Genomic DNA, 24428 nt, shown 5'->3' on the forward strand with positions numbered 1-24428 from the left:
GCCTTAGGGTGAAGTAGGTTACTTCTTGCCGCCGAAGCCCTTGAAGCGAGCGTTGAAGCGCTCGACGCGGCCAGCGGAGTCCATGATGCGCTGCTTGCCCGTGTAGAACGGGTGGGACTCCGAAGAGATTTCGACGTCGATAACCGGGTAGGTGTTTCCGTCTTCCCACTCGATGGTCTTCGAGGAAGACACGGTGGACTTGGTCAGGAACTGCGTACCGGAAGCCAGGTCGTTGAAAACAACAGCTTCGTACTTCGGGTGGATATCAGACTTCATAATGGGACCTTTTGTTCGCGCAACTGGATTTTGCCAGCTGCCAGGTATGAATGGAGGTGGACCTTTGCTGCAATGCGAACATTCCAGCGGCCGGGCCAACAACCAATCATAGCCGAAACGGCCATCCCGTACGAACTCCGCTCAATCACGTGGGCGGAGTTCCCAAAACGCCACTGCCGAGGCCGCTGCGACGTTGAGCGAATCGACTCCTGCACGCATGGGAATCTTGACGGCGAGATCGACGGCGGTCAACGTCTCCTCGCTCATGCCTGCCCCTTCGGTTCCAAGCACCAGGGCCAGTTTGGGGATGTTCCTCGCCGCCAGATCATCCAAGTCCAAGGCATCATCGGTCAGCTCCATGGCCGCCACTGTGAAGCCCTGTTCCTTCAGTTGGGACAGGTCGCCCGGCCAGCTCTCCAGGCGCGCCCACGGAACTTGGAACACCGTGCCCATGCTGACGCGAACACTGCGCCTGTACAGGGGGTCCCCGCACCGTGGCGACACGAGGACCCCGTCCACTCCGAGTGCAGCGGCGGAGCGGAAGATGGCACCCACGTTGGTGTGGTCCACAATGTCCTCCAAGACGGCGATCCGCTGCGCGTTGGCTAAGAGGTCCGACAATGGGACAGGAGCCGGCCGTTGCATTGCAGCCATGGCTCCGCGGTGCAGGTGGAACCCGGTGATTTCCTCCAGCAACGAGGCATTGCCAATAAAGACCGGAACATCAGGATGAGCCCGGAAGACGTCGTCGAGGTCCTCCAGCCATTTCTCAGCCAGAAAAAAGGAACGTGGCTGGTGGCCTGCAGCCAGCGCCCTACGGAGGACCTTGGAGGATTCGGCGATGTACATGCCCTCCTGGGGCTCGCGCAGCTTCCTCAGGTGTACATCGGTGAGCGTGGTGTAGTCCGTCACGCGGGGATCGTTGGCGGACTCAAGATAATGGAATGTCACCGGGTGATTATTTCAGCAGGTTGGCGACCATGAAGCCCAAGGCCACCATGCCGAGGGTGAAAATCACTGCCCGGAGGACCTTGGGAGACAGCTTTCGGCCTACCTTGGAACCGACGAGTCCGCCAATGGTGGAGCTGACTGCGATGAGTAGGACAACCAGCCAGTTGATGCGGTCGAAGGCGAAGATCAGGTAAGAGATTGCCGCCACCATGTTGACGCCCAGTACCAGGATGTTCTTCATGGCATTGGCATTTTGCATGGTTCCGGTGAGGAATACCCCGAGGATGCCCACCAGAAGAATTCCCTGCGCAGCTACGAAGTAGCCGCCATACACACCGGCCAAGTACACAAGTACCACCAGCAGGAATCCGTGGCTGCGGTCCCGGATGGCGTGTTCCGGATTCTCTTCCCTGCTGCGGACCCATGCCTGCAGTTTGGGCTGGAACAGCACCATGAGGAGGGCAAGGACCAGAAGGACGGGGGCTACGTAGTGGAAGACCTTCTCCGGCAGGTGCAGCAGCAGCCATGCGCCGGTGATACCACCCAGCAAGGAGGCCGGCAGGAGTTTCATCAGCTGCCTGCCACGGCCTGCCAGTTCGCGTCGGTAGCCCCAGGCTCCCGCTGCCGTGCCGGCCACGAGTCCCATCGCGTTGCTCATGGAAGCGACCACCGGAGTGACACCAAGGGCTATGAGCACGGGGAAGGTTACCAGGGTGCCGGAACCGACTACCGCGTTGATGGTGCCGGCCCACAGGCCCGCGAAAAAGACCAGGATGCTGCTAAGGATCTCCATTGTTGACTACGCGACCCGTCTAGCGGCGGGCCGTGGCCGTGTAGCGGCCGGCGTTTTCCGAAACGTCCAGCGCCAGGCCGAAGGTTTTACTGAGGTGTTCGTCCGTAAGGACTTCCTTGATGGGACCAGCAGCCACCACTCCGCCTTCGCGGAGCAGCATGGCGTGCGTGAATCCAGGCGGTACTTCCTCAAGGTGATGCGTGACAAGGACCATCGCCGGAGCGGCTTCGTCGCTGGCGAGCTCACCGAGCTTGTGGACCAGTTCTTCACGCCCGCCGAGGTCAAGGCCTGCGGCAGGCTCGTCCAGCAGCAGCAATTCAGGATCGGTCATCAGCGCACGGGCAATCTGGACGCGCTTGCGCTCCCCCTCGGACAGGGTGGCAAAGGTGCGGTTCAATAACGGACCCATCCCCCAGTCGTTGAGCAAGCCGAAGGCGCGGCGTTCGTCGTCGCGTTCGTATCCCTCACGCCAACGACCAGTGACGCCATAGGCTGCCGTGACCACAACGTTCAGGACGTTCTCGTGTTCGGGAATCTGGGTAGCAAGTGCTGCTGAAGAGAGGCCGATGCGGGGGCGGAGTTCAAAGACATCAACGCGCCCCAAAGTTTCGTCGAGGATCCCGGCCCTGCCGCTGCTTGGGTGCATGCGGGCGGCAGCTATCTGGAGCAGGGTGGTCTTGCCGGCGCCGTTCGGTCCCAGGATGACCCAGCGTTCGCCTTCGTTGACTTCCCAGTCCACCTTGTCCAGCAGGGTCTTTTTGCCTCGGACAACGCTGACGGCAGCCAATTCCAGAACATCACTCATAGCAGTAGACACTAGGACAAAAATAGGTGTGACTGATAACCGGCGTATCTCCTCGTTTACGAGGGGAAACGAATTCGGATGGATGTAGCGCCCTCAGTAGGATTGAGGCCATGACTTCGAACTTGGCTGCAGTCAGCTACGGCGTGAATTTGTCCCCCGAATCACTGGAAAATGTGCTCAAAGTACTGGCTGACGCCGGCGCCTCAGTGTCATCGGAATCACAGGGCGGCGACGAGCGGTTCGGTGTGCACACGGCCGATCTTATGGTGGACGCCGACACGGAAGCGGGTCTTTTGACAGTGAGGCGGCTGGTGGCCGAAGCTGCCGAGGCAGGAGTGGACACAGCCATTGTTCCGGGAAGCCTGCGCCAAGCCCCCCGGAAGTTCCTCATCATGGATGTGGATTCAACCCTGATCCAACAGGAGGTCATTGAGCTGCTGGCAGCTCACGCAGGCAAACGCGAGGAAGTCGCTGCCGTCACGGAGGCTGCCATGCGCGGTGAGTTGGACTTCGCCCAGAGCTTGCACGCCCGCGTTGCCGTCCTCGCCGGGCTGCCTGCCGCCGTCGTTGATGATGTTCGCCAGGAGGTGCGCCTTAGCCTTGGTGCGGCAGAACTGGTAGCCGCGTTCAAAGAGGCAGGGCATGTGGTGGCTGTTGTGTCCGGAGGATTCAACCAAATCCTGGGTCCCATCGCTGAAGAACTTGGCTTGGACTACTGGATTGCCAACGAGCTCGAGATCGTCGACGGCGTGTTGACCGGTAAGGTTCTCGGCGCAGTTATCGATCGGGCTGCCAAAGAGAAGTACTTGCGTGAGTGGGCGGCTGCGGAAGACATTAGTCTTGAGCACACCATTGCGGTGGGCGACGGTGCCAACGATCTGGACATGCTGAGTGCGGCCGGCCTGGGCGTCGCCTTCAACGCCAAACCCGCGGTACGCGCGGTGGCCGACGCTGTCATCACGATGCCTTATCTGGACGCAGTGCGGCATATCGCCAACGTCTGAAGGTCGGGCGTCGCTTCCGCGACGCGGTTCGCCTCCTTTGAGTAGAGCACCGGTGGAGTTTCTCCACCGGTGCTTTATTTTGCCTGCAGACAAGCGTGCTCGTTCGTGAAGCAGGACAGAGGAAACGAAGTAGTGGGAGCGAAACAGCAAAACCAATTTCGTGACGGGGAAAAAGCCTTTATTTATCAAACTGTCATTCTTGTCCGTAATGATTTAGCACTTTCCGGCTATCGCCTAAATGATGTGCTTTGGTGCAGAAGTTGTTGTGTAAAGTGAAGACTTCAATCAATATCTCTGCATAACAGGCGGCAGGCTGGAACGAGGAAAGTGCGGGGCAGGAAGTGAACCGTTCGGAGCGCACGTGGAAGTGGTGGAAACGCGACTACGTATTCGAATTGACTAAACCTGACGAGAAATTTCCGGACGAGCATCCAACACCCCTCCACGAGATTTTGCAGACGTATCACTACGACGTCAACGTCACCCGAACTGCCAACTTCAAGGGCACTGCCGCTGACACAACAGAACAGGAACAACCCGATATGAGCACACTTGATGAAGCCATAAAGCAACTGCTTGCCATCGAAGGGGCCACCGGTGCTGCCGTGGTGGACTATTCCAGTGGAATGGCCTTGGCCCAGGGCGGAAACCCGGGCTTCGACCTCGGCGTTGCTGCTGCGGGTAACTCAAATGTGGTGAGCGCCAAGCTGCGTACCATGGCCGACCTGAGCGTAGACAGCGACATTGAAGACATCCTCATTACGCTGGGCACCCAGTACCACCTGATCAATGTCTTGAATTCAAGCGGTTCCAAGGGACTCTTTGTCTACCTTGTACTCGACCGCACCTATGCAAACCTGGCGCTGGCCCGGCACAAGCTCAAGAACCTTGCCAAGGACATCACCATCTGATTTCCGGGGGAAGGCAAAGGGACGGTGGCGCATGCGCCACCGTCCCTTTGTTGTCTTACAAGTGAAATCGTTCTTTCGCAGAAGAAGGAAACAGCGTCAATTTCTCACACGACGTGCCTCGCCGCCACCGGATTCAAACTTCACACCCAACATGTGGTGTACCAAAACGTCCTCGTTGGTGTTGGCGTTGGCCTCGATAGTCACGAGTTCGCCGTCGCGCATCACGCCCACGCGGTGGCACCAGCTGATCAGTTCGGACAAGTCGGAAGACAACAGGATAATAGCCATACCTGTCTCGCTGAGCTCGCTCAGCATCTTGTACACCGTCTCCTTGGCGCCAATGTCAACGCCTCGGCTGGGATGGCTAAGGATCAGCACGTCGCAGTCCGTGGCCATCCATTTGGCGAGTTGTACTTTTTGCCTGTCCCCGCCCGAGAGGGTGGTGATGTTGCCGTGGATGTTCGTCGTGCTGATGCGCATGCGTCGAATGACGTCAGTTACTCCACGGAGCTGGGAAATTTCGTCCCGAAGGTTTGCCTCCCCCGCTTCCGGGACAGGCTGGATGGCGTCCACGATGCTGCTCGCCTCCTCACCATTATCGGCAGCGTCGGACAAGTAACCGATCTTCAAGCGGGTGGCATCCTGGACCCCTCGGATCCGAACCGGTTGACCGTGCAAAAGAATGTGCCCGGAGGTGCTGGGGCGAACTCCTGCAAGCGCTTCGACCAACTCGTAAACGCCTGACCGATGTGTTCCGACCAAGCCAAAAATCTCGCCTTTGGACACGTTGAAAGTGACCTCCCGGACCTTGTCTTCCATGCTGAGGTTCACCACCCGCAGGGCCTCATCACCCGGCGCCGGTTCAGTGGGCCTGGCGCCACCTTCGAGTTCCTGCTGCAGCAATAGAAAGGCCAATTCGTCGACGTCGGTATGACTGGCTTCAAGTATTTTGTGCACCCGGCCTTCCCGCAGGACCGCTATGCGATGTGCAATGGACCGCACCTCATCCAGCCGATGCGTGATGTAAATGATCGCGCGTCCTTGCCTGACCAGCATGCGTAAGACCTGATGCAGGACGGCAACATCGTGGTCCGGCAGCGAAGCGGCAACCTCGTCCATGATGACCAGTTGGGCCTCTTCGGCAACCATCCTCAGCACCTCCACAAGGGCCTGCTCAGCACGAATCAGCGTTCCGACCTTCATGTCGGGATCCAAGCTGATGCCGATGTCGCGAATCAACTTGCTTGCTTGGTCGCGGAGTTCGTGATGGGGCTTGCCTGCTTGGAAGGTGCCCCGAAAAATGGCGCATGCAATGGTTAGTTGAGGATCGATTCGGAAGTTCTGTGGGATGAGCCCAACACCGCAGGCCTGCGCTTCCTCTATGGAGTCCGGCCCATATTTTTCTCCAGCCAACGTCATTATTCCGGAGTCGTGCCTATGGGATCCGGCCAGGACGCCCATCAGGGTGGTTTTTCCCGCGCCGTTGGTTCCGATTAACCCCAGTATCTCGCCGCGTTGTACCGAAAGTCCGACGCCTTTAAGGATGCGCCGATGATCGTACGAGGCATGGATATCATCAGCGTGTAATAACAGGTCCAAAGCAAGCTCCTAAAACAAAGGGACAATAGCCGTCCCCGTGAGTCAACCGCGAAGCTTCCGCTTGTTGCCTGAGTGGGTGATTTGGCATAAAGTCCCCATCTGGGTTTATGCGGCCTGCTTGCAAACAAGGACGAGGGCGCCTTGCAGAGTTAATCAGATAAATTCATTTAAAGCAAAGCAGAAATTACGAAACAACAATCGCTATTTCGTGACGCGAAAATCTGAATTATTTATGAAACCGTTATTTGCAGAGAGGAGCGGCAGCTTAAGCAGCTGCGGCCCGGGACGCTGGTCCCGGGCCGCAGATGATGTGCTGTGGTGGCTACTCGGCAGTCTTGCCGAAGTAGTCGGCGCCGCCCACATATTCTGTATGGCCGGATTCCACATCGGCGGTCACCATCTTGGCAACCTCGGCCGCGAACTCCTCTACGGAGTACAGCTTGCCGGCTTCTGCGCGGCGGGCTTCGATGGCTCCCGGGTTGGAGCGATCCAGCAGGGTGGCCGTCACAGTGCCCTCGATCATGTCGCCGGATACGACCACCAGTGAGATGCCCTTGTCTGCGAGGTTGGGCAGGAGGTCGCGCAGGGCGTCCTCACCGGCGCGCTTGCTCTTGGCAACGGGCTCGTACTCGGGCATGGTGGGCACGGTTTCCACGAAGTGCGCCTGATGGCTGGTGACGAAAACCACGCGCGAGCCCTCGGGCATGAGCGGAACGGCTGCGTTGAGCATATTTACCTGGGCATCGCGGTTCAGCTTGAGTGCGTACCCTTCCTCCATGCCCGATTCCATCCCGCCGGAGGCGTTGAGTACCAGGACATCGAGGGAACCGAACTCCTCCATGGCGGTGCTTGCCAGTGCGTGCACGCCTTCGTCAGTGGTGAGGTCTGCCCCTACAGCAGCCGCGCGTCCGCCTGCTGCCTGGATCTCGCCGACTACCTTGTTGGCGCGCGGCGCCTTTTGACGGTAGTTAACGACGACGGCGGCACCCTCCCCTGCGAGGATTTTGGCAACTTCGGCGCCGATTCCCCGGGAGGACCCCGTCACTATGGCCGTCTTGTTATCCAGCGTTCCCATTCGTGCTCCTTTTGTTCATCCAAATTCCGTGGGCTCGGATTCCATCATGCCAGCGGCACGAAGGAAATCCGTTGTTGATCCCGGACAAAAACAGCCGTGCAGGCTAGTTTCCTAGTGGCCCATCCCGAGGCCGCCATCAACCGGGATCACGGCGCCGGAGATGTACGCGGCTTCGTCGCTGGCAACCCAGCGCACCACGTTGGCTACCTCGGACGCCTCGGCGAAGCGACCCGCCGGAACATTGGCCAAGTAGGACTTCTGGGTGTCTTCGGGCAGTTCGGCCGTCATGTCGGTGTTGATGAAGCCGGGCGCAACAACATTCGCGGTGATGCCGCGGCTACCGAGTTCACGGGTCAGCGAGCGTGCGATGCCCACCATGCCGGCCTTGGAGGCGGAGTAGTTGATTTGGCCAGGCGCGCCGTAGAGGCCTGACACTGAGGAAATGAGTACAACGCGGCCTTTCCGCAGGCGGATCATGCCCTTGGACGCCCTCTTGATGACACGGAAGGCCCCGGTCAGGTTGGTGTCGAGAACTGACGTGAAGTCTTCCTCGCTCATCCGCAGCAGCAGCGTGTCCTTGGTGATTCCGGCATTGGCTACCAGCACCTCCACAGGTCCGTGCGCCTCTTCGACGATCTTGAAGGCAGCGTCGATTGATGCCTCGTCCGTGACGTCGGCTTTGACGCCCAGGATGCCCTCAGGCAGTTCTGTTTCACTGCGGTAGGTGACAGCAACCTTGTCACCGTTGGCAAGGAACGATTCCGCGATGGCGAGGCCGATGCCCCGGTTGCCGCCGGTAATGAGGACGCTGCGGCCGGTGGATACTGCTTCAGACATGCTTTCGCTCCAGGTTCCGCGGCATTCGTTTGCCGCTGTGAAGGGGGATTTTCCTGTTTCGATCCTATCCGCAGCCCGCTGCAACCCGCGGGTAACCGGCAACCAGCGCGGTTTGGGCGGGTACAGCCTTGGTGAGAGAATTGAGAGAGGCCTTTGGAGCGTGATGATTCAGTTGTGACACGAGAAGACAGTCCCCTGCAGCAAGTGCCCGGGGAACCGGACGCTGTTTCCAGCGACCCCGAAGTCCACAGCATCACGGATGCCGCTGCCGCACACTCCGAGGACATGCGTGACCGCATGATCAAGTATGCGGTGGCCATGGGTATCCGCATGGTCTGCATCATCCTGATCTTCGTGGTTGACGGCTGGTTCAAGATCATTGCCATCGCTGGTGCCGTGTTCCTGCCTTGGATCGCTGTAGTCATAGCCAATGGCAACGACAAAGCGGAGGACCACAGTGAGTCCCTGCTGGACTACGTGGCCGTTCCTGAGATCGAACGTTCCCCGGAGCCGGAAGAAGCTCCTGCGGACACGCCCACAGTGCTTCAAGGAGAACTGGTGGATGACGAACCACCAAGCAAACAAGCGGACCCCGCAACGGGCCATGTAAGCGATGCCGGGCATCCCGGCGACGAACGGGCGGCTTCATGAATATCTTTAATCTTGGCGGCCCGGGTGCGGCCAGCCAGGAGTCCGAACGTGCCACGGGTCCGGCCTTGTGCTCCCGTAAAGGCTGCAGGGCCGGCGCCCAGTGGCAACTCCTGTGGAACAATCCCCGTATCCACACGCCGGATCGACGCAAGGTGTGGCTATCGTGCGGCGACCACCGGGACTGGCTGGAGGACTACCTGCAGACGCGTGGCCTGTGGAAAGAAACTGTGCCGTTCACGGCCAGTCAAGAAGCAGCAAATGGGGCCGGCTGAATGTATCGTTTCCTCTTCTCCAGCAAGTGGCTGGGATATTTCGTGCTGGCTGTTATCTTCGCCACAGCCTGCGTTTTCCTGGGCCGTTGGCAGATGGACCGCAGGGCTGAAACGCTGGCCGAGATCAATCGCGTGGTGAGCAATTACTCGGCAACTCCCATCCCCTACACGGAGATCAAGGACCAGTTCGACGCCTTGGACCCCGAGCGGGAATGGACCCAGGTTGAATTGCGTGGAAGCTACGACGTCGATGGTCAGCGGGTTGTGCGCAACCGGCCGCTGAACGGCCAGCCCGGCTACGACGTCGTGGTACCTTTTCGGCTGACCACGGGCGAAGCGGTGGTGATTGACCGGGGTTGGCTGCCGATCGGCAATAACACGCCCGGCCGTCCTGACGTGATTCCTGCTCCTCCCACCGGCGAAGTCACGGTGGTGGCACGGCTTAAGCCTGCCGAACCCAAGCTGGACCGCGGCGCGGTGGATGGTCAGTTGGCCTCAATTGACCTCGCCGGATTTGCGGGGGAACTTTCCTATCCCATAGCTACCGGGGCGTACGGGCAACTCGCCAGCGAGGATCCCGCCGTGCAGCCGATGCCAACTCCCTTCCCCAAACCTGCCACCGAAGAAGGAACACACCTTTCTTACTCTTTGCAGTGGTTCGCCTTTGGCGTCTTGATGTTTATCGGCTTCGGATATGCTGCGCGGCAACAAGCCCGGAACGCGGCCATCGATGCTGAAGAGGAAGAAGACGAACAAATTCTCGCCGCCGGCGGCACTCCCAGGCAGCGCACCCCTGCTTCCCGTAAAAACAGGCGGCCCACGGCCGAAGAAGAGGAAGACGCCATCCTGGATGCCCAAGGCTACTGATTCGCTCCCCGGTGCCGTGCTCAATGTTAAGTCTGCGCTGACCACGGCCGGTGCTCAGGACACGGTTCGGATCTTCAAGGAGAAAGTCCCGACGGCGGCCGCCGCTGCGTCGGTCCTGGGATGCGAGGTGGCCGCGATCACCAACAGCCTGATCTTCGAGCTCGGCGGTGAACCCCTGCTGATCCTTGCCAGCGGAGCGGCGAAAGTAGACACGGCGCTGGTTTCTACGCATCTGGGCAGCGGAAAGATCCGCAGAGCCACGCCGGACTTCGTGCTGGAACATACCGGCCAGGAAGTGGGAGGAGTGGCGCCAGTCGGCCACCCGCAGAAAATCCGGACTCTGCTGGATGTGTCATTGGAACAGCATCCTGTCCTTTGGGCCGGCGCCGGAGACCACAATTCCATGTTCTCCATCAGCTATGAAGAACTGGCACGCATCACCGGCGCCGAACCTCTGCGGGTCCGCTAGGCGAAGCTTTACGCGAGGGTAATAAGATCCAGGTAGTCTTCGTTCCAGTGGTCTTCAACACCGTCCGGGAGCAACACAACGCGCTCCGGGTTCAACGCTGACACAGCACCTTCGTCGTGGCTCACCATGACGACGGCGCCACTGTAGTTCTTGAGCGCCCCTAGGATTTCGGCGCGGCTGGCAGGGTCCAGGTTGTTAGTGGGCTCATCAAGGAGCAGCACATTCGCGCTGGAGGCCACGATTGTGGCCAAGGCCAAGCGGGTCTTCTCACCGCCGGAGAGTACGCCGGCAGGCTTGTCGACGTCGTCACCGGAGAACAAGAATGAACCCAGGATGCCGCGAACTTCGGCGTCTTTCATGTCCGGAGCTGAAGACCGCATATTCTCCAAGACCGTGCGGTCGACGTCGAGCGTTTCATGCTCCTGGGCGTAGTAACCCACCTTGAGGCCGTGCCCGGGGATGATGTCGCCTGTGTCAGGCTTATCGACGCCCGCCAGCATCCGCAGGAGGGTGGTCTTGCCGGCACCGTTGAGGCCAAGGATGACCACCTTGGAGCCGCGATCAATGGCCAGGTCCACGTCGGTGAAAATTTCCAACGAGCCATAGGACTTGCTCAGCCCCTCCGCAGTTAGCGGGGTCTTGCCGCATGGAGAGGGATCCGGGAAACGCAAGGCTGCCACGCGGTCGTTTTCGCGCACTGCCTCCAATCCACTCAGGAGCCTCTCAGCGCGCTTGGCCATGTTCTGGGCCGCCACGGCTTTGGTGGCCTTGGCGCGCATCTTGTTTGCTTGGTCAATCAGGACCTGCGCCTTCTTCTCGGCATTGGCGCGTTCGCGCTTCCGGGCGCGCTCATCCGTTTCGCGCTGGAGCAAGTAGCGCTTCCAGTCCATGTTGTAGAAGTCGATCTGGGCGCGGTTGGCATCCAACAGGAATACCTTGTTCACCGTTGCTTCGAGCAGGTCCGTGTCGTGACTGATCACGATCAAGCCACCCTGGTGGTTCTTCAGGAAGTCGCGCAGCCAAGTAATGGAGTCGGCGTCAAGGTGGTTGGTGGGCTCGTCGAGGAGCAGGGTTTCCGCGTCCGAGTAAAGGATGCGTGCCAACTCGACACGGCGGCGCTGGCCACCTGAGAGGGTTTTCAGCGGTTGGTTGAGGAGCCGATCCGGCAGCGCGAGGTTGGAGGAGATCGCGGCGGCTTCGGCTTCGGCAGCGTAGCCGCCACCGGAGAGGAACTCAGCTTCGAGGCGGTCATAGCGGTTCATGGCTTTGCGCTGCACGGCGGCATCGTCGCTTGCCATGTCCTCGTGGGCCTTCTTGAGCTTGCCCACCACGACGTCCAAGCCGCGGGCGGAAAGGATGCGGTCCCGGGCAAGCTGCTCCATGTCCGGCGTCCGCGGGTCCTGCGGCAGGTAACCGATCTCACCGCTGCGGGTGACTTTGCCGCCTGCGGGAAGGCCTTCACCGGCAAGGACCCGGGTGAGGGTTGTCTTGCCGGCACCGTTACGTCCGACGAGACCAATCTTGTCCCCTTTGTCCACCCGGAAGTTGACCTGGTCCATGAGCAGGCGTGCGCCGGCGCGGAGTTCGAGGTCCTGGACGGTAATCAATTCGGGTGATGCCTTTCAATGGGGAACGCTCGCGGGGACCGGTGGGTCCGATAAGTGCGGCGGGGTGTGGCCGTGAGAACAGCCTGTTCAAGTCTACCGGTACCCCGGCCGCAGGCTGACATCGGCCCCGAGAGGGGAAAACTGTGCCAACGGCCAAACAATTCCCGAAAGACTTTGTGGGAAGGCTCTAAAATCCCGCCCCCCGTCCCTCCGTACCCTCGACATCAGGGGAAAAAACTTTCATTGCACCGCACCCGATAGGACCGTCATGAGCCAGACCCAACCTGACACTGCTGCCACCTCCGACGCAACAGCGCAGCGCACCGCATCTACCCGCAAACGCTGGACCGCCACCGACCTCGGCCTCATTGCCGTTTTCGCAGCCTTGGTGGCTGCCTCCGCGATCGTCCCCGGCATTCCGGTAGGGGCCCTTGGTGTTCCCATCACCTTAGTGACCCTGACAGTAATGCTCAGCGGGCTGGTGCTGGGCGCTGGGCGAGGTTTCGCCGCCGTCGGGCTCTATGTGTTGCTCGGCTTCGCCGGGCTGCCGATCTTCAGCGGTGGCCGCAGTGGACTGGGGATCCTTGCGACGCCCTCCGCAGGATATATCATCGCGTTCCCTTTGGCCGCGGCAGCAACCGGATACCTTGCCGGAATGGTCATTCGTCGGACGGTCAAGTTCCGTGGGCTGTGGCTCTTCGCAGCGGCAATGGTAAGCAGCATCGTGGTCATCCACGCGCTGGGCATCGTTGGAATGATGGTCAATGCCAAATTGGACTTCGCCAAAGCTTTCCTCGCAGACCTCCCCTTCGTCCCTGGGGACATCCTCAAGAACGTCCTGGCTGTGATCATCGCCATGGCGATTCACAAGGCATTCCCGGACGTCCTGGTGCGTCGGGTCAAGTAAAGCAGGAACAATCAGTACATGAACTCCATCAGTTTCAGCAATGTCTCGGTGCGCGTCCCGGTTGATGGCAGCAACGCGCCCAAGACGTTGCTGCAGGGAATCTCCTTGGACCTGACCGAGCGCAGGATCGGGGTGATCGGCGCTAACGGATCCGGGAAATCAACCCTTCTCCGTCTACTGAACGGTTTGGTTGAACCGAGCGAAGGCAATGTTGTGGTCCACGACGATGACACCGTTGCCGACGTCAGACGCGTCCGCGGCAATGTGGGCTTCGTCTTTACCGATCCCCTGTCCCAATTAGTAATGCCTACGGGACGGGAAGATGTTGAGCTTTCCCTGCGCCGTTCCATCAAGAACTCCGGGAAACGGGCAGCGCGGGCAGAAATAGTTTTGGATCGTTTCGGCTTGCTGCACCTTGCCGATCAAAGCATCTACGAACTTTCCGGTGGTGAAAGGCAGTTATTGGCACTGGCCGCAGTCCTGGCCGTTGATCCGGCAGTCCTGGTCCTTGACGAACCGTCCACCCTCCTGGACCTCCGGAACCGTGAACTCCTGCGACGCACCGTGGCCGAACTGGACCAGCAGGTGATCATGTCCACGCACGATCTCGACCTCGCGCTCGACATGGACCGGGTGCTGGTGGTGGAGTCCGGACGAATCATGTTCGACGGCGGTGCTGCCGACGGCGTCGCCCGTTACCGTGCGCTGTGTGCGGCCAGCCTGCTTGGTGAGCCCTTAGGTGATGTGTCGAGGTGAGGGGCCATGGTTTCCTGATTGCGAATTACGTTCGCGGAAACTCGATCATCCACCGGACTCCCCTGTGGTTGAAATTCCTTGTGGTCGCCGCCTGCGGAACGGCGTCTTTCCTCATTGTGGATTGGACCGTTTCCCTTGTGGTTTTCGCCATTATGTGCGGCCTGTTCCTTCTCACCGGAGCCGGATTACGGCGACTTCTGAGGGCCATCTGGATGGTGACGCCCATCCTGCTGGTCATCGGCCTCTTCCAGTGGTGGCAACTCGGTGGACCCACCGCGGCACGCATAGTACTGAACGTGCTTGTCTGCGTGGTGGCAGCGTCCGTGCTGACAGCCACTACCCCCGTGCAGGCGCTGCTGGACGGCGTGGTGGCCTTGGCCAAACCGTTCCGGCGTTTCGGCGCCGATCCTGAACGATTCGCTTTGACCATCGCGGTAATGCTCAGGAGCATTCCGTTCATTGCGGGCACTTTCTCTGACGTACGGGACTCCGCCCGGGCACGTGGGCTCGAACGCAATCCCCGCGCGTTGGTCCTGCCCGTCTTCATCACTACTGTGGCGTACGCCCGTCAAACCGGCGACGCGTTGGCAGCCCGCGGGCTGGGCGAACCGGAAAGGGACTAAAGCCTGGTGTACTGCACCAGCGCTGCGGTTCCCATGCCGCCCGCAATGCTGATCATTGCCAACGCCAACGGACTTTCTCCATCCGTTGCATGCCGGCTGCGCGCCTGGGCCATCACTCGCGTTACGAGGACCGCTCCCGAGGCGCCGTAGCCGTGGCCGAAAGCCAAGGCACCGCCGTCGAGGTTGGCTCGCTCGGGATCTACGCTTAAGTACTCCAGGCATGCAATAGTTTGGGAGGCGAACGCCTCGTTGAACTCAATCAGGTCAAGGTCTCCCGCGGCCACTTCGTGGCGGTTGAGGAGCCGTTCGGCGGCGTGGGCGGCTCCGATACCAAGGAGCTCCGGATCAACGCCGGCGGTGTCACACCCCAATACCAGCAATCCGTCTACTGCTCCCATCGTCCGGGCTCGCTCGAGCGACGTTACGACCACAGCAGAGGCTGCGTCTGCATCGAAGCAAGAGTTCGCTGCCGTGACCGTTCCGCCCGGGACAAACGCAGCAGGGAACCTCGACATCAGCGACGCCCGCAGGGTAGCCCGGGGGCCGTCGTCGGAATCCACCAACTTTTCGTTGCTCTTGATCGGAACAATTTCATCTGCGAACCTGCCCACCCTGGCCGCCTCAACTGCACGGCAATGGCTCCGGAGTGCGTACTCGTCCTGCCTCTCCCGGGTCACGCCAAATTCGCGGGCCACGTTCTCAGCAGCAACACCCATGTCAGGGTCCCCGAACTGTGCAGGCACAAAGCTGGCCCTCGAGTAGAACTCGAGTTCGCCGTCGTCGGTTCTGTTGGCCCGTGCCGGTGCGGTACTGATGCTCTCGACGCCGCCGGCAAGATACAGCGGATTACCCCCGGCAGCCACCAGCCGTGACGCCAGCGCAATGGCGTCAAGGCCCGAGCCGCACTGCCTGTCAACGGTAAGGCCGGGCACGGTGACGGGTAATCCGGCCTGGAGTGCGGCGAACCGGGCCACATTCCCGCCCCCGCCCACGGCGTTTCCGATGATGACATCGTCCACGTCCGCAGGGTCCGCATGTATTTTCTCCAGAAGGGAACCCAGCACGGGTGCCAGGAGATCCTGCGCGCGGAGATGCTTCAGTCGCCCGTTGGCACGACAAATCGGAGACCGTAGCGCGGCGATGATGACGGGTTGCCGGGATGCGTTGGACACCTGTTGCAACACTTCGACGCCAGGCTTGCCGCTACCCATAGGGCTGCCGCTACCCAAGGGGCTGTGCCCGGGGATCATGATTCTTGATCCAGTCCAGCAAAACTTTCCTGCTGACCTTGCCCCGGTCAGTCATGGGCAACTCCGCCAATAAGTAGTACTGCAACGGCCATTTATCCCGTGCCAGCAGACCATCCAGGCCCGTGCGCAGCTGGGTGGCGGTGACCGCTCCGTAAGCAGGCACGACGCCGGCAATCACCTTCTGGCCGCGGATATCGTCAGGTGCCCCGGCGGCAATAGCAACGTCCACACCGGGCACGGAGGCAACTGCAAGCTCAACCTCGTGCGGGTAGACGTTCTTTCCAGAGGTGATGATCATGTCCGAGCGGCGGCCGAGAATATGAAGGGTGCCGTTTTCCAGAAAGCCTTGATCCCCCACGGTGTACCAACCGTCAAGGCACCGCAGGGCTTGACCATCGTCTCCCCAGAGGTAGCCGTTACTGACCATTCCGCTGCGAACACTGATATTTCCATGGTCCCCGTCCGGCAGGGGCTTGCCGGTGTCATCGAGGATGCTGAGTTCAACACCCGGGAAAGGCAAGCCGATGCCGGTGCCACCCGCGTCCAGTGGTTCGCCAGCGGCCAGGCGGGTGCCCGAAACAAAGCTCAACTCGGAGGCGCCGTAGTACTCATAAATGGCGGCCCGGGGCGCCCACCGCCGTGCCGCCTCCAAGGTGCGGGCGTCCAACTTGGAACCCGCGCAGATGATGCTACGGATGCCGGAAGCATCAACGTCGCCGGCGAGTCCCCGTTCGCTAAGCAGACGCAGCGCCGTGGGTGCCAGGACCAGCCTGGTAATGCCGTCGTGGCTGATGGCAGCATGAGCGTCGCCGACGTCGAATGACTCAAGCGTGTGAAACGCGGCCCCCGCGTAGAGGCACTCAGAGAGGGCATACAGGTTCAGGCTGGCTGACAGGGGTCCCGGTGCAAGTGTTCGATCATCCTGCGAGAGACCAAAAAATTCTATGGACGCTTCGAACGAAACCTGCCAGGACCTGCGGGACCTGGTGAACGCTTTGGGAACCGAAGTGGTGCCGGACGTGAGGCCAATCAGAAAGGTGCTGGACGGGTCTCCGTCTACCAGCTCGGCATCAATGGGGGTGGCGGTTTCGATAACGCGTGATGAAACTTCCTCGATCATCGGGAGCGGCCATTCGGGATCCAGCACCGCACAGCGACGCTCCCCCGCCACCGCAGCCGCGTAACGCTCAACAAAGCGAACGGAGTTGGGCTCGGCAAGAACAGTAGTGGCAGTCGCGTTACCCAGCAGCCCTGCTGCAGCGTCGCGAAGTCCCGCCCAGGTGAGCCGGCTGCTGCCCACAACGACGGCGGTGTCGTGGGGGCGCTCTTCGGCCCAGAGCTGAAGTTTGTCCAGGAAAGGCATCCACACAATTTTACGGCAGTGTCCGGCGCCGGGCACCAATAGTGACGTCTATTCTGACTGTATGAGTTTCAATGACGGCGCGCAGCTTGACCCCTCGCAAGTAGAAGACCGACGTGGCGGTGGCATGGGCCGCGGCACCAAGATCGGCGGTGGCATCGGCGGTGGAATAGTGGTGCTGTTGCTGGCACTCTTCGGTATCAATCCCAATATCCTCGGGGACCTCACAGGCAGCGGAAGCCAGCCACCCGCCGTCGAAAGTGGTGGTGGGGCCGGAGGTGTCCAGGAATGCCAGACCGGTGCCGATGCCGACAAGCGCCTGGACTGCCGGATCACAGGGACAGTGAACAGCCTCAATGCCTTCTGGCCTGACTACCTGGCGGATTACAACGTGGAATATCCCCGTCCCAAGACCGTCATTTTCAGCCAAGCCACGAACACAGGTTGCGGCGCGGCCACGAGTGCAGTGGGCCCGTTCTACTGCCCTGCGGACACCACCGCATACTTTGATCCTGGGTTCTTTGATGACCTGGTGACCCGGTTCGGCTCGTCAGGAGGTCCCCTGGCTCAGGAATATGTAGTGGCCCACGAATTTGGACACCATGTCCAGAACATCCTGGGCAATCTTGACCAGGCCCAGCAGGACCCGCAAGGTCCGCAGTCAGGGGCAGTCCGGGTGGAACTGCAGGCTGATTGTTATGCGGGCTTGTGGGTCCGGCACGCCACGACGCAAACGGACGCCAGCGGCAAACCCTTCCTTGATCCCCTGACGCAGCAGGACCTCCAGGACGCGCTCTCGGCTGCCTCCGCTGTTGGCGATGACCGCATCCAGGAGGCGGCTACCGGCAGGGTGTCTCCCGAATCCTGGACCCACGGGTCCAGTGAGCAGCGGCAAAAATGGTTCTATCAGGGATACACCACGGGCGATATCAACAAGTGCGACACATTTGGGGTGGCCGCGCCGTAGCACGTGCACCGCTTCTGAAACCCAGTTGCCCAAGGACCGGCCCGGTTCCTCAAGAGGAGTTCCGGGCCGGTTTCGTCGGGTGGCTCAGTTGCTTTGGTGCAGGTGTCGTCTATTACTTGCAGGTGACGTCTACACGGTAGGTGTAATCGCCTTCCCGATGGTCAGCAACAGTGACGCTGACCGTCGCGCTGCTGCCCTTGATCTTTGCCAGTGATCCATCCGGGCCGTATACCGCTCCAAGACCGCAGCCGGGCTGGCTGGAGACCTTGATGGAGTGGCTGCCCTGCTCCGTCGCCTCAAAGTGCGCCTCGTGATACGCCAACACGGCAGGATTCCACTCTGAGAACTTAACATTGTGTGCACCGTTGGTGTCAGTCCATTCAGCGGCGTAGCCGTCCAAAGCTGTGCCGTTCTTGAAGAAGCGAACATCAATTTCGACGATCAGCGGGTTGCGCACCTTGAAGTTGTCCACCTTGCTGTAGCGCGGGACAAAACACTGCTTGTTGCCCGGTGCCGCGCAGTCATACCTCTCTACCGGCGTGACCCATACCTTGTAGACCCCTCCATTATTCGGGGTATCAGCGAAAGGGAAAAGTTGGATCGTCGCGCCGCCATCCTCTCCGTCAGAGCCCGTTGCATGTTCACAGCCTCCGGCTAGCACTACGTCCTCGATGACACCTGAACTATTGACCGTGAATTCACGGCAGCTGATGTTGTCGGTGGAAAGCAGCGTCTTGCCGGATGGATCAGTGACTTGGAAGTAGTAATCCCCCGCGGGTAGTCCTGCAGCATCGTCAGGCGCGTTGATGCCAGGTCCGCCATTAAGATAGACGTCTTCTTTAGTGTCATAGATGTTCAGGTTCACGGGTACACCGGACCCGTCCGTGGTGAAAATTGCTCCTGAGAGCTGGGAGCCCGCTGGGGGCGCAGCGAACGCTGGCGGCGCCAGCAGTCCTGCTGTGGCAATGGCAATAGCACTTGGTATTGCGAATTTCGCTTTCATGGGAGTGCCTCTGATCGACGAATCGTGATTATTACTACACCCGAACGCGCTTCCGCACGGCCACTCCCCAGCCAGTAGACGCTGCCACCCCTCCCGGAGGCAATGCTCCAAGAATGCGGAACCTACGTCTCGGATGGCCGCATCCTACTCTTTGGCAGAACGTCCCGGTAGACCCCCCTGTTTGCGGGCTTCACCCGGCATGAAAGACAAAAAGGAAGGGTTCCGGGCGGCAAGCCCGGAACCCTTCCTTTTGCCCGCCGTAGCGAGCAAAAACTGCTGATCAGATGTTGAAGCCGAGGGCCCGCATCTGATCCTTGCCGTCGTCGGTGATCCGCTCGGGACCCCATGGCGGCATCCATACCCAGTTCAGGCGCCAATCATCAACCACGCCGTCGAGGGACTTGCCCACCTGCTCTTCAAGCACGTCCGTCAGCGGGCAAGCCGCCGTGGTCAGCGTCATGTCGATCAGGAGTGCGCCGTCTTCGTCGGAGTACTTGAGCCCGTAGAGAAGGCCCAGGTCCACAATGTTGACTCCGAGTTCCGGGTCAATAACGTCCTTGAGCGCTTCTTCGACGTCCTCGAGACTGGTTCGCGCCGTGTTGATTTCGGTCATGGAACGATCCTAACTAGGCCTGCACAGCAGGAGCAACGGCAACGCCTGCGCCTGGAGCGTAGCGGTCGTAGCCCTCATCCTCAAGGCGGTCCGCGAGCTCGGGTCCGCCCTCTTCTACAACCTTGCCGTCAACGAACACGTGGACGAAGTCCGGCTTGATGTAGCGCAGGATACGGGTGTAGTGGGTGATGAGCAGGGTACCCATGTTGCCCTCTTCGTGCGCGCGGTTGACGCCCTCAGAGACAACCTTCAAAGCGTCGACGTCCAGGCCCGAGTCGGTCTCGTCGAGGATGGCGAACTTGGGCTTGAAGAGTTCGAGCTGAAGGATTTCAACGCGCTTCTTCTCACCACCGGAGAAGCCTTCGTTGACGTTACGCTGTGCGAAGTCGGCATCGATACGGAGCTGCTGCATGGCTGCCTTGACGTCTTTGGTCCACGTGCGCAGAGCCGGTGCTTCGCCGTCGATCGCCGTTTTGGCGGTCCGCAGGAAGTTGGTCATGGTGACCCCGGGAACCTCTACCGGGTACTGCATAGCCAGGAAGACGCCTGCACGGGCGCGCTCGTCGACGCTCATTTCCAGCACGTCTTCGCCATCCAGCGTGATGGTGCCGCTGGTGACGTTGTAGCGCGGGTGGCCGGCGATGGTGGAGGCAAGCGTGGACTTGCCAGAGCCGTTGGGGCCCATGATGGCGTGCGTTTCACCGGTCTTGATGGTGAGGCTGACGCCCTTCAGGATCTCCTTGGTGCCCTGCTCCGTCTCGATGCTGACGTGCAGGTCCTTGATTTCAAGAGTTGACATGCTCTTCTTTCTTTCCGTTCGTAAGTCTGGCGGTACTGGGCGCTCAGTAGTGATCTACCGAGGCGCCGTTCACAACGTTGGTCACGTCCACGTAAACGTCGTCTCCGTCGATGGTGACGGCGAAAACGGGGACGGGGTCGTAAGCAGGCAGCTGGAGGGGTTGTCCGCTGCGGAGGTCGAACTGGGAACCATGTCCCCAGCATTCAATCGCGCAGCCTTCAATCTCACCTTCGGACAACGAGATGTCCGCGTGCGAGCAGGTATCGGCGATGGCGTGGATGTCGCCCATCGAGTCCCTGACGATGGCTACGGGGTAGTCATCAATCAGGACGCGCAGCGCTTGCTTGACCTGGATGTCATTGGCGTTGCATACCAGTTCGCCCTTGGTTTCTTCACTCATTGTTGCTCTGCCTGGCCTGTCTTAGTTGTCGGTCGCGGCGAGTTCGCGCTCAACAGCTGCGGTCAGGCGCTCTTCGATTGCCGGGACCTTGATCTGCTGGATGATCTCGTTGAGGAAGCCTCGGACCACCAGACGGCGTGCAACCTTTTCCGGGATGCCACGGGCCATGAGGTAGAACAGGTGCTCGTCATCAAAACGGCCTGTGGCGCTGGCGTGGCCTGCACCTTCAATCAAACCGGTTTGGATTTCGAGGTTGGGAACCGAGTCCGCGCGGGCACCATCGGTGAGGACCAGGTTACGGTTGGCCTCGTAGGTATCCGTGCCCTCTGCTTCCTTGCGGATCAGGACGTCGCCGACCCACACGCTGTGGGCGTTGCGGCCCTGAAGGGCGCCCTTGTAGAGCACGCGCGACTTGCAGTTGGCCACTGCGTGGTCAACGAAGAGCCGCTGCTCAAGGTGCTGTCCGGCGTCTGCGAAGTACAGGCCGAACATTTCGACGTCGGCACCCGGCGCGGTGAAGCGCGTGGACGGCGTAACGCGCACGAGGTCGCCGCCAAGGCTGACCACGATGTGCTTGAACTTGGCATCGCGGCCGATCTTTGCCTGCTGCGATGATGCGTGGACGGCGTTATCTGCCCATTCCTGCAAGGACACAACGGTCAGTTCAGCGCCGTCTTCAACGATGATTTCCACGTTCTCGGACACAACTGCCGAACCCTGGTGGTCCAGAACCACAACGGCCTTGGAGAAGCGTTCTGCCACAATCACGATGTGCTGGGCCGACGGCGCCTCTCCAGCGCCGGTAATCAGGACAGAAACTTCACTTTCGGCCTGCAGCTCGGCGGGCACGGTGACGACAGTGGTCTCGGCGAAGTTCTCCCAGGCATTGGCGGACACGAGGTCCTCCGGGATGGCCGCCTGGCCTATGCGCTTGTCATCGCGGCCAACGGTTTCAACAACGACGCCGGCCGGTGCAGTGACGCTGACAGCCGGAGCTGCGCCATTGAGGACTTCGGTGTGGAGGCCACGCAGGCGCTTCAACGGCGTGAAGCGCCAGTCTTCTTCAAGGCCGTTCAACGGCTTGAAGTCCGCCAGCTTGTAGGAGGTGAGACGACCCGCACGGGAGCTGTCCGGAATCCCTACGCCGCCACCATGCGAGTGGCTCTTGGCCGAAGCGCCCGCGAGCGGACCGGCGGAAGGCTGCTCCGACGTCGTGCTGGTGTTCGTTCCGGTGTTGACGGGCGAAAGGTTCTCGCCTTCCTCGGTGAAGCCGTTGATAAACGGCTGGGCCGAGGGCGCGCCAATGCGCGCCTTTTCAGTAGTGATATCAGTCATTATTAACCGACGGACCCTTCCATCTGCAGTTCAATCAGGCGGTTCAGCTCAAGAGCGTATTCCATGGGCAATTCACGCGCGATCGGCTCGATGAAGCCGCGCACGATCATGGCCATGGCCTCGTCCTCAGGCATGCCGCGGGACATCAGATAGAAGAGCTGCTCTTCGCTGACGCGTGAAACGGTGGCCTCGTGGCCCATGACGACGTCATCCTCGCGGATGTCTATGTACGGGTACGTGTCCGAACGGGAGATGGTGTCCACCAGGAGGGCGTCACAGCGGACCGTGTTGGCCGAGTGCTTGGCGCCTTCACGGACCTGCACCAGGCCGCGGTAAGCAGCGCGTCCGCCGCCGCGGGCCACGGACTTGGAAATGATGGAGCTCTTGGTGTTCGGTGCGATGTGCACCATCTTGGACCCGGTGTCCTGGTGCTGGCCTTCGCCCGCGAAAGCGATGGACAGTGTCTCGCCCTTGGCGTGCTCACCCACAAGGTAGACGGCCGGGTACTTCATGGTCACCTTGGAACCGATGTTGCCATCGATCCACTCCATGGTGGCGCCCTCTTCGCAGATTGCGCGCTTGGTAACGAGGTTGTACACGTTGGTGGACCAGTTCTGGATGGTCGTGTAGCGGACGCGGGCGCCCTTCTTCACGATGATTTCCACGACGGCCGAGTGCAGCGAATCCGAGGTGTAGATCGGAGCGGTGCAGCCCTCGATGTAGTGAACGTAGGAGTCCTCATCGGCGATGATCAGCGTGCGCTCGAACTGGCCCATGTTTTCCGTGTTGATACGGAAGTATGCCTGGAGGGGGATGTCCACGTGCACGCCCTTGGGCACGTACACGAACGATCCGCCGGACCATACGGCCGTATTCAGCGACGCGAACTTGTTGTCGCCCACCGGGATGATGGTGCCGAAGTACTCCTGGAAGATCTCCGGGTGTTCCCGCAGGGCGGTGTCAGTGTCCAGGAAGATGACGCCCTGGGCTTCCAGGTCCTCGCGGATCTGGTGGTAGACGACCTCGGACTCATACTGGGCTGCGACGCCGGAAACCAGGCGGCTGCGTTCAGCTTCCGGGATGCCGAGCTTTTCGTAGGTGTTCCGGATATCTTCCGGAAGGTCTTCCCACGTTGCCGCCTGCTTCTCGGTGGAGCGCACGAAGTACTTGATGTTGTCGAAGTCGATGCCCGAGAGGTCTGCACCCCAGGTAGGCATGGGCTTGCGGTCGAAGTACTTAAGGCCCTTGAGCCGCAGATCGAGCATCCATTCCGGCTCGTTCTTCTTCGAGGAAATGTCGCGGACGACCTCCTCGTTGAGGCCACGACGGGCGTTGGCGCCTACGTCGTTCTTGTCGGCCCAGCCGTACTCGTAGTTTCCGATACCGTGCAGTTCGGGATTCTTCTCCAGAATCTCCGAGATCACAGTGCCGTCAGCTACCGCTTTCTCTGCTATTTGGTCCGTCATCACGGCCTTTCTTGCTGGTTGTTTGATTCCTGGTACGGGTTCCCGGGCTGCTCTGCGACATCTGGGGATGCCGTGGCAGCCGGGCGCCCGGTAGGTATGTGGGTGGTGCAGACGTGTCCGCCCTGCGCGAGCGTGGAGAGGCGCCGGACATCGACACCCACCAAGCGCGAGAAGACCTTGGTCTCCGTGTCGCAGAACACGGGAAACTCTGCGGCAAGCCGTTGAATCGGGCAGTGGCCTTGGCAAAGCTGGACACTGGACAACGCTGCCGGCAGTGGCGCCTTGGCTTCGATGGAGTGGGCTGAGGCAACAAAGCCATCACGACTGAGGGCCTTTGACAGTGCCATGGCGCGGGCGGTGATGTCATCACCGGCGGCTTCCACCTCGGGGGCGTAGCGGCGTTCCATGTCCGAGAAGCGTTCTTCCGCGTACTCCCGGACTGCGTCCTCGCCGGCAAGTTCCTGAAGGCGCCTTAGCGCGGAGCTGGCAATATTCAGGTAATCGTCGCCGAGCTTGGACTGCCCCTGTGAGCTGAGCACGTAGCGGCGCGCCGGGCGGCCTGCGCCGGAACCGGCTTTGGCTACTCGTTTGACTTCGATAACCCCGCTGCGTTCCAGATGGTCCAGGTGACGTCGAACTGCAGCGGGCGTGAAGCCCAGAAGGTCGCCCAGCTCCGCGGCACTTACCGGACCGTTCTCCAGTACAGCGCTCAGGACCCGGTCCCGTGTACGGTCATCCGCGTCCGGCAGCACAGGAGAAGCCCCGAAGGCCTCTGCGGCTGCAGCATGCCGCGTTGCGGGCATGGAAGTTGGACTGCTCATGGAATACACAA

Annotated in this window: 27 protein-coding genes; 10 read left to right on the top strand and 17 right to left on the bottom strand. The window is 60.6% G+C overall.

The window, feature by feature from the left end; all coding sequences use genetic code 11:
* Positions 1 to 18: 18 nt before the first annotated feature.
* From M1D89_RS12915 to M1D89_RS12930, 4 genes are all read right to left on the bottom strand, one after another.
* Positions 19 to 276, bottom strand: a complete 258-nt coding sequence (locus tag M1D89_RS12915; protein WP_017200906.1) for a type B 50S ribosomal protein L31 — start codon at positions 274 to 276, stop codon at positions 19 to 21.
* 141 nt (positions 277 to 417) lie between these two features.
* On the bottom strand, positions 418 to 1227 hold the full coding sequence (locus tag M1D89_RS12920) for a TrmH family RNA methyltransferase (protein ID WP_498650884.1): 810 nt from the start codon (positions 1225 to 1227) through the stop codon (positions 418 to 420).
* Positions 1228 to 1234: 7 nt separating this feature from the next.
* Complete coding sequence (locus M1D89_RS12925) at positions 1235 to 2020, bottom strand: sulfite exporter TauE/SafE family protein (RefSeq protein ID WP_402932721.1); 786 nt, start codon at positions 2018 to 2020, stop codon at positions 1235 to 1237.
* Positions 2021 to 2039: 19 nt separating this feature from the next.
* Positions 2040 to 2825, bottom strand: coding sequence for an ABC transporter ATP-binding protein (locus M1D89_RS12930; RefSeq protein ID WP_026005832.1), 786 nt, complete (start codon positions 2823 to 2825; stop codon positions 2040 to 2042).
* A gap of 110 nt (positions 2826 to 2935) precedes the next feature.
* On the opposite strand from M1D89_RS12930, the gene serB reads away from it, so the two are divergent.
* Together serB and M1D89_RS12940 are read left to right on the top strand one after the other, a co-directional pair.
* Complete coding sequence (serB, locus tag M1D89_RS12935) at positions 2936 to 3829, top strand: phosphoserine phosphatase SerB (protein WP_498643965.1); 894 nt, start codon at positions 2936 to 2938, stop codon at positions 3827 to 3829.
* A gap of 341 nt (positions 3830 to 4170) precedes the next feature.
* Complete coding sequence (locus M1D89_RS12940) at positions 4171 to 4740, top strand: roadblock/LC7 domain-containing protein (protein WP_498643967.1); 570 nt, start codon at positions 4171 to 4173, stop codon at positions 4738 to 4740.
* Between the two features lie 96 nt (positions 4741 to 4836).
* On the opposite strand, the gene M1D89_RS12945 is transcribed toward M1D89_RS12940, so the two are convergent.
* The 3 genes from M1D89_RS12945 to M1D89_RS12955 all read right to left on the bottom strand — a co-directional run bounded on the left by M1D89_RS12945 (position 4837) and on the right by M1D89_RS12955 (position 8251).
* Positions 4837 to 6339, bottom strand: coding sequence for a sugar ABC transporter ATP-binding protein (locus M1D89_RS12945; RefSeq protein ID WP_498643969.1), 1503 nt, complete (start codon positions 6337 to 6339; stop codon positions 4837 to 4839).
* 322 nt (positions 6340 to 6661) lie between these two features.
* On the bottom strand, positions 6662 to 7414 hold the full coding sequence (locus tag M1D89_RS12950) for an SDR family oxidoreductase (protein ID WP_498643971.1): 753 nt from the start codon (positions 7412 to 7414) through the stop codon (positions 6662 to 6664).
* A gap of 111 nt (positions 7415 to 7525) precedes the next feature.
* The gene (locus M1D89_RS12955) at positions 7526 to 8251 is read right to left on the bottom strand and encodes a beta-ketoacyl-ACP reductase (protein ID WP_498643973.1); all 726 of its coding nucleotides are present in this window, start codon (positions 8249 to 8251) and stop codon (positions 7526 to 7528) included.
* A 153-nt stretch (positions 8252 to 8404) separates the two neighbouring features.
* Here M1D89_RS12955 and M1D89_RS12960 point away from each other — a divergent pair, with 153 nt between their 5' ends.
* Genes M1D89_RS12960 through M1D89_RS12975 form a run of 4 tightly spaced genes read left to right on the top strand, consistent with a single transcriptional unit; the run spans position 8405 to position 10510 of the window.
* Entirely contained in the window at positions 8405 to 8902 is a 498-nt protein-coding gene (locus M1D89_RS12960; RefSeq protein WP_498643975.1) for a DUF3099 domain-containing protein, read from the top strand.
* Entirely contained in the window at positions 8899 to 9174 is a 276-nt protein-coding gene (locus tag M1D89_RS12965) for a hypothetical protein (RefSeq protein ID WP_091470669.1), read from the top strand. The genes M1D89_RS12960 and M1D89_RS12965 overlap by 4 nt, the downstream gene beginning before the upstream one ends.
* Positions 9175 to 10041: an SURF1 family cytochrome oxidase biogenesis protein gene (locus M1D89_RS12970; RefSeq protein WP_498643977.1), complete on the top strand. Its 867-nt coding sequence runs from the start codon at positions 9175 to 9177 to the stop codon at positions 10039 to 10041. It begins immediately after the preceding gene.
* Positions 10025 to 10510 carry a YbaK/EbsC family protein gene (locus M1D89_RS12975; RefSeq protein ID WP_498643979.1) on the top strand — a complete coding sequence of 162 codons (486 nt, stop codon included), beginning with the start codon at positions 10025 to 10027 and terminating at the stop codon, positions 10508 to 10510. Before M1D89_RS12970 ends, M1D89_RS12975 begins: the two co-directional genes overlap by 17 nt.
* 8 nt (positions 10511 to 10518) lie before the next feature.
* On the opposite strand, the gene M1D89_RS12980 is transcribed toward M1D89_RS12975, so the two are convergent.
* The gene (locus M1D89_RS12980) at positions 10519 to 12117 is read right to left on the bottom strand and encodes an ABC-F family ATP-binding cassette domain-containing protein (protein WP_011774803.1); all 1599 of its coding nucleotides are present in this window, start codon (positions 12115 to 12117) and stop codon (positions 10519 to 10521) included.
* 268 nt (positions 12118 to 12385) lie between these two features.
* On the opposite strand from M1D89_RS12980, the gene M1D89_RS12985 reads away from it, so the two are divergent.
* From M1D89_RS12985 to M1D89_RS12995, 3 genes are read left to right on the top strand one after another with little or no spacing between them, the layout of a single operon-like run.
* Positions 12386 to 13024 carry a biotin transporter BioY gene (locus tag M1D89_RS12985; protein WP_498643981.1) on the top strand — a complete coding sequence of 213 codons (639 nt, stop codon included), beginning with the start codon at positions 12386 to 12388 and terminating at the stop codon, positions 13022 to 13024.
* Positions 13025 to 13042: 18 nt separating this feature from the next.
* Positions 13043 to 13780: an energy-coupling factor ABC transporter ATP-binding protein gene (locus M1D89_RS12990; protein WP_498643983.1), complete on the top strand. Its 738-nt coding sequence runs from the start codon at positions 13043 to 13045 to the stop codon at positions 13778 to 13780.
* Positions 13777 to 14403 carry an energy-coupling factor transporter transmembrane component T family protein gene (locus M1D89_RS12995; RefSeq protein ID WP_498643985.1) on the top strand — a complete coding sequence of 209 codons (627 nt, stop codon included), beginning with the start codon at positions 13777 to 13779 and terminating at the stop codon, positions 14401 to 14403. The genes M1D89_RS12990 and M1D89_RS12995 overlap by 4 nt, the downstream gene beginning before the upstream one ends.
* Here the strand turns inward: M1D89_RS12995 and M1D89_RS13000 are convergent.
* Positions 14400 to 15653, bottom strand: coding sequence for a thiolase family protein (locus tag M1D89_RS13000; protein WP_498643987.1), 1254 nt, complete (start codon positions 15651 to 15653; stop codon positions 14400 to 14402). The genes M1D89_RS12995 and M1D89_RS13000 overlap by 4 nt on opposite strands.
* The gene (locus tag M1D89_RS13005) at positions 15625 to 17016 is read right to left on the bottom strand and encodes a class I adenylate-forming enzyme family protein (RefSeq protein WP_498643989.1); all 1392 of its coding nucleotides are present in this window, start codon (positions 17014 to 17016) and stop codon (positions 15625 to 15627) included. Before M1D89_RS13005 ends, M1D89_RS13000 begins: the two co-directional genes overlap by 29 nt.
* A gap of 61 nt (positions 17017 to 17077) precedes the next feature.
* Between M1D89_RS13005 and ypfJ the strand changes: the two genes are divergently transcribed.
* Positions 17078 to 17980, top strand: coding sequence for a KPN_02809 family neutral zinc metallopeptidase (gene ypfJ / locus M1D89_RS13010; RefSeq protein ID WP_402932681.1), 903 nt, complete (start codon positions 17078 to 17080; stop codon positions 17978 to 17980).
* 112 nt (positions 17981 to 18092) lie between these two features.
* Here the strand turns inward: ypfJ and M1D89_RS13015 are convergent, their stop codons facing one another.
* The 7 genes from M1D89_RS13015 to M1D89_RS13045 form a co-directional block, all read right to left on the bottom strand.
* Positions 18093 to 18983 (bottom strand): hypothetical protein, encoded by an 891-nt coding sequence (locus M1D89_RS13015; RefSeq protein ID WP_498643992.1) that lies wholly within the window; start codon positions 18981 to 18983, stop codon positions 18093 to 18095.
* Positions 18984 to 19263: 280 nt separating this feature from the next.
* Complete coding sequence (locus M1D89_RS13020; RefSeq protein ID WP_054808115.1) at positions 19264 to 19596, bottom strand: metal-sulfur cluster assembly factor; 333 nt, start codon at positions 19594 to 19596, stop codon at positions 19264 to 19266.
* A gap of 13 nt (positions 19597 to 19609) precedes the next feature.
* Positions 19610 to 20395 carry a Fe-S cluster assembly ATPase SufC gene (sufC, locus tag M1D89_RS13025; protein ID WP_014921882.1) on the bottom strand — a complete coding sequence of 262 codons (786 nt, stop codon included), beginning with the start codon at positions 20393 to 20395 and terminating at the stop codon, positions 19610 to 19612.
* A 43-nt stretch (positions 20396 to 20438) separates the two neighbouring features.
* Complete coding sequence (locus tag M1D89_RS13030; protein ID WP_498643995.1) at positions 20439 to 20795, bottom strand: non-heme iron oxygenase ferredoxin subunit; 357 nt, start codon at positions 20793 to 20795, stop codon at positions 20439 to 20441.
* A gap of 21 nt (positions 20796 to 20816) precedes the next feature.
* Complete coding sequence (gene sufD, locus M1D89_RS13035; protein WP_498643997.1) at positions 20817 to 22130, bottom strand: Fe-S cluster assembly protein SufD; 1314 nt, start codon at positions 22128 to 22130, stop codon at positions 20817 to 20819.
* A gap of 2 nt (positions 22131 to 22132) precedes the next feature.
* The gene (gene sufB, locus M1D89_RS13040) at positions 22133 to 23596 is read right to left on the bottom strand and encodes a Fe-S cluster assembly protein SufB (RefSeq protein WP_011774792.1); all 1464 of its coding nucleotides are present in this window, start codon (positions 23594 to 23596) and stop codon (positions 22133 to 22135) included.
* Positions 23596 to 24417 carry a helix-turn-helix transcriptional regulator gene (locus M1D89_RS13045; protein WP_091470656.1) on the bottom strand — a complete coding sequence of 274 codons (822 nt, stop codon included), beginning with the start codon at positions 24415 to 24417 and terminating at the stop codon, positions 23596 to 23598. The genes sufB and M1D89_RS13045 overlap by 1 nt, the downstream gene beginning before the upstream one ends.
* Positions 24418 to 24428: the final 11 nt, after the last annotated feature.

The sequence above is a fragment of the Arthrobacter sp. D3-18 genome, assembly GCF_054408525.1.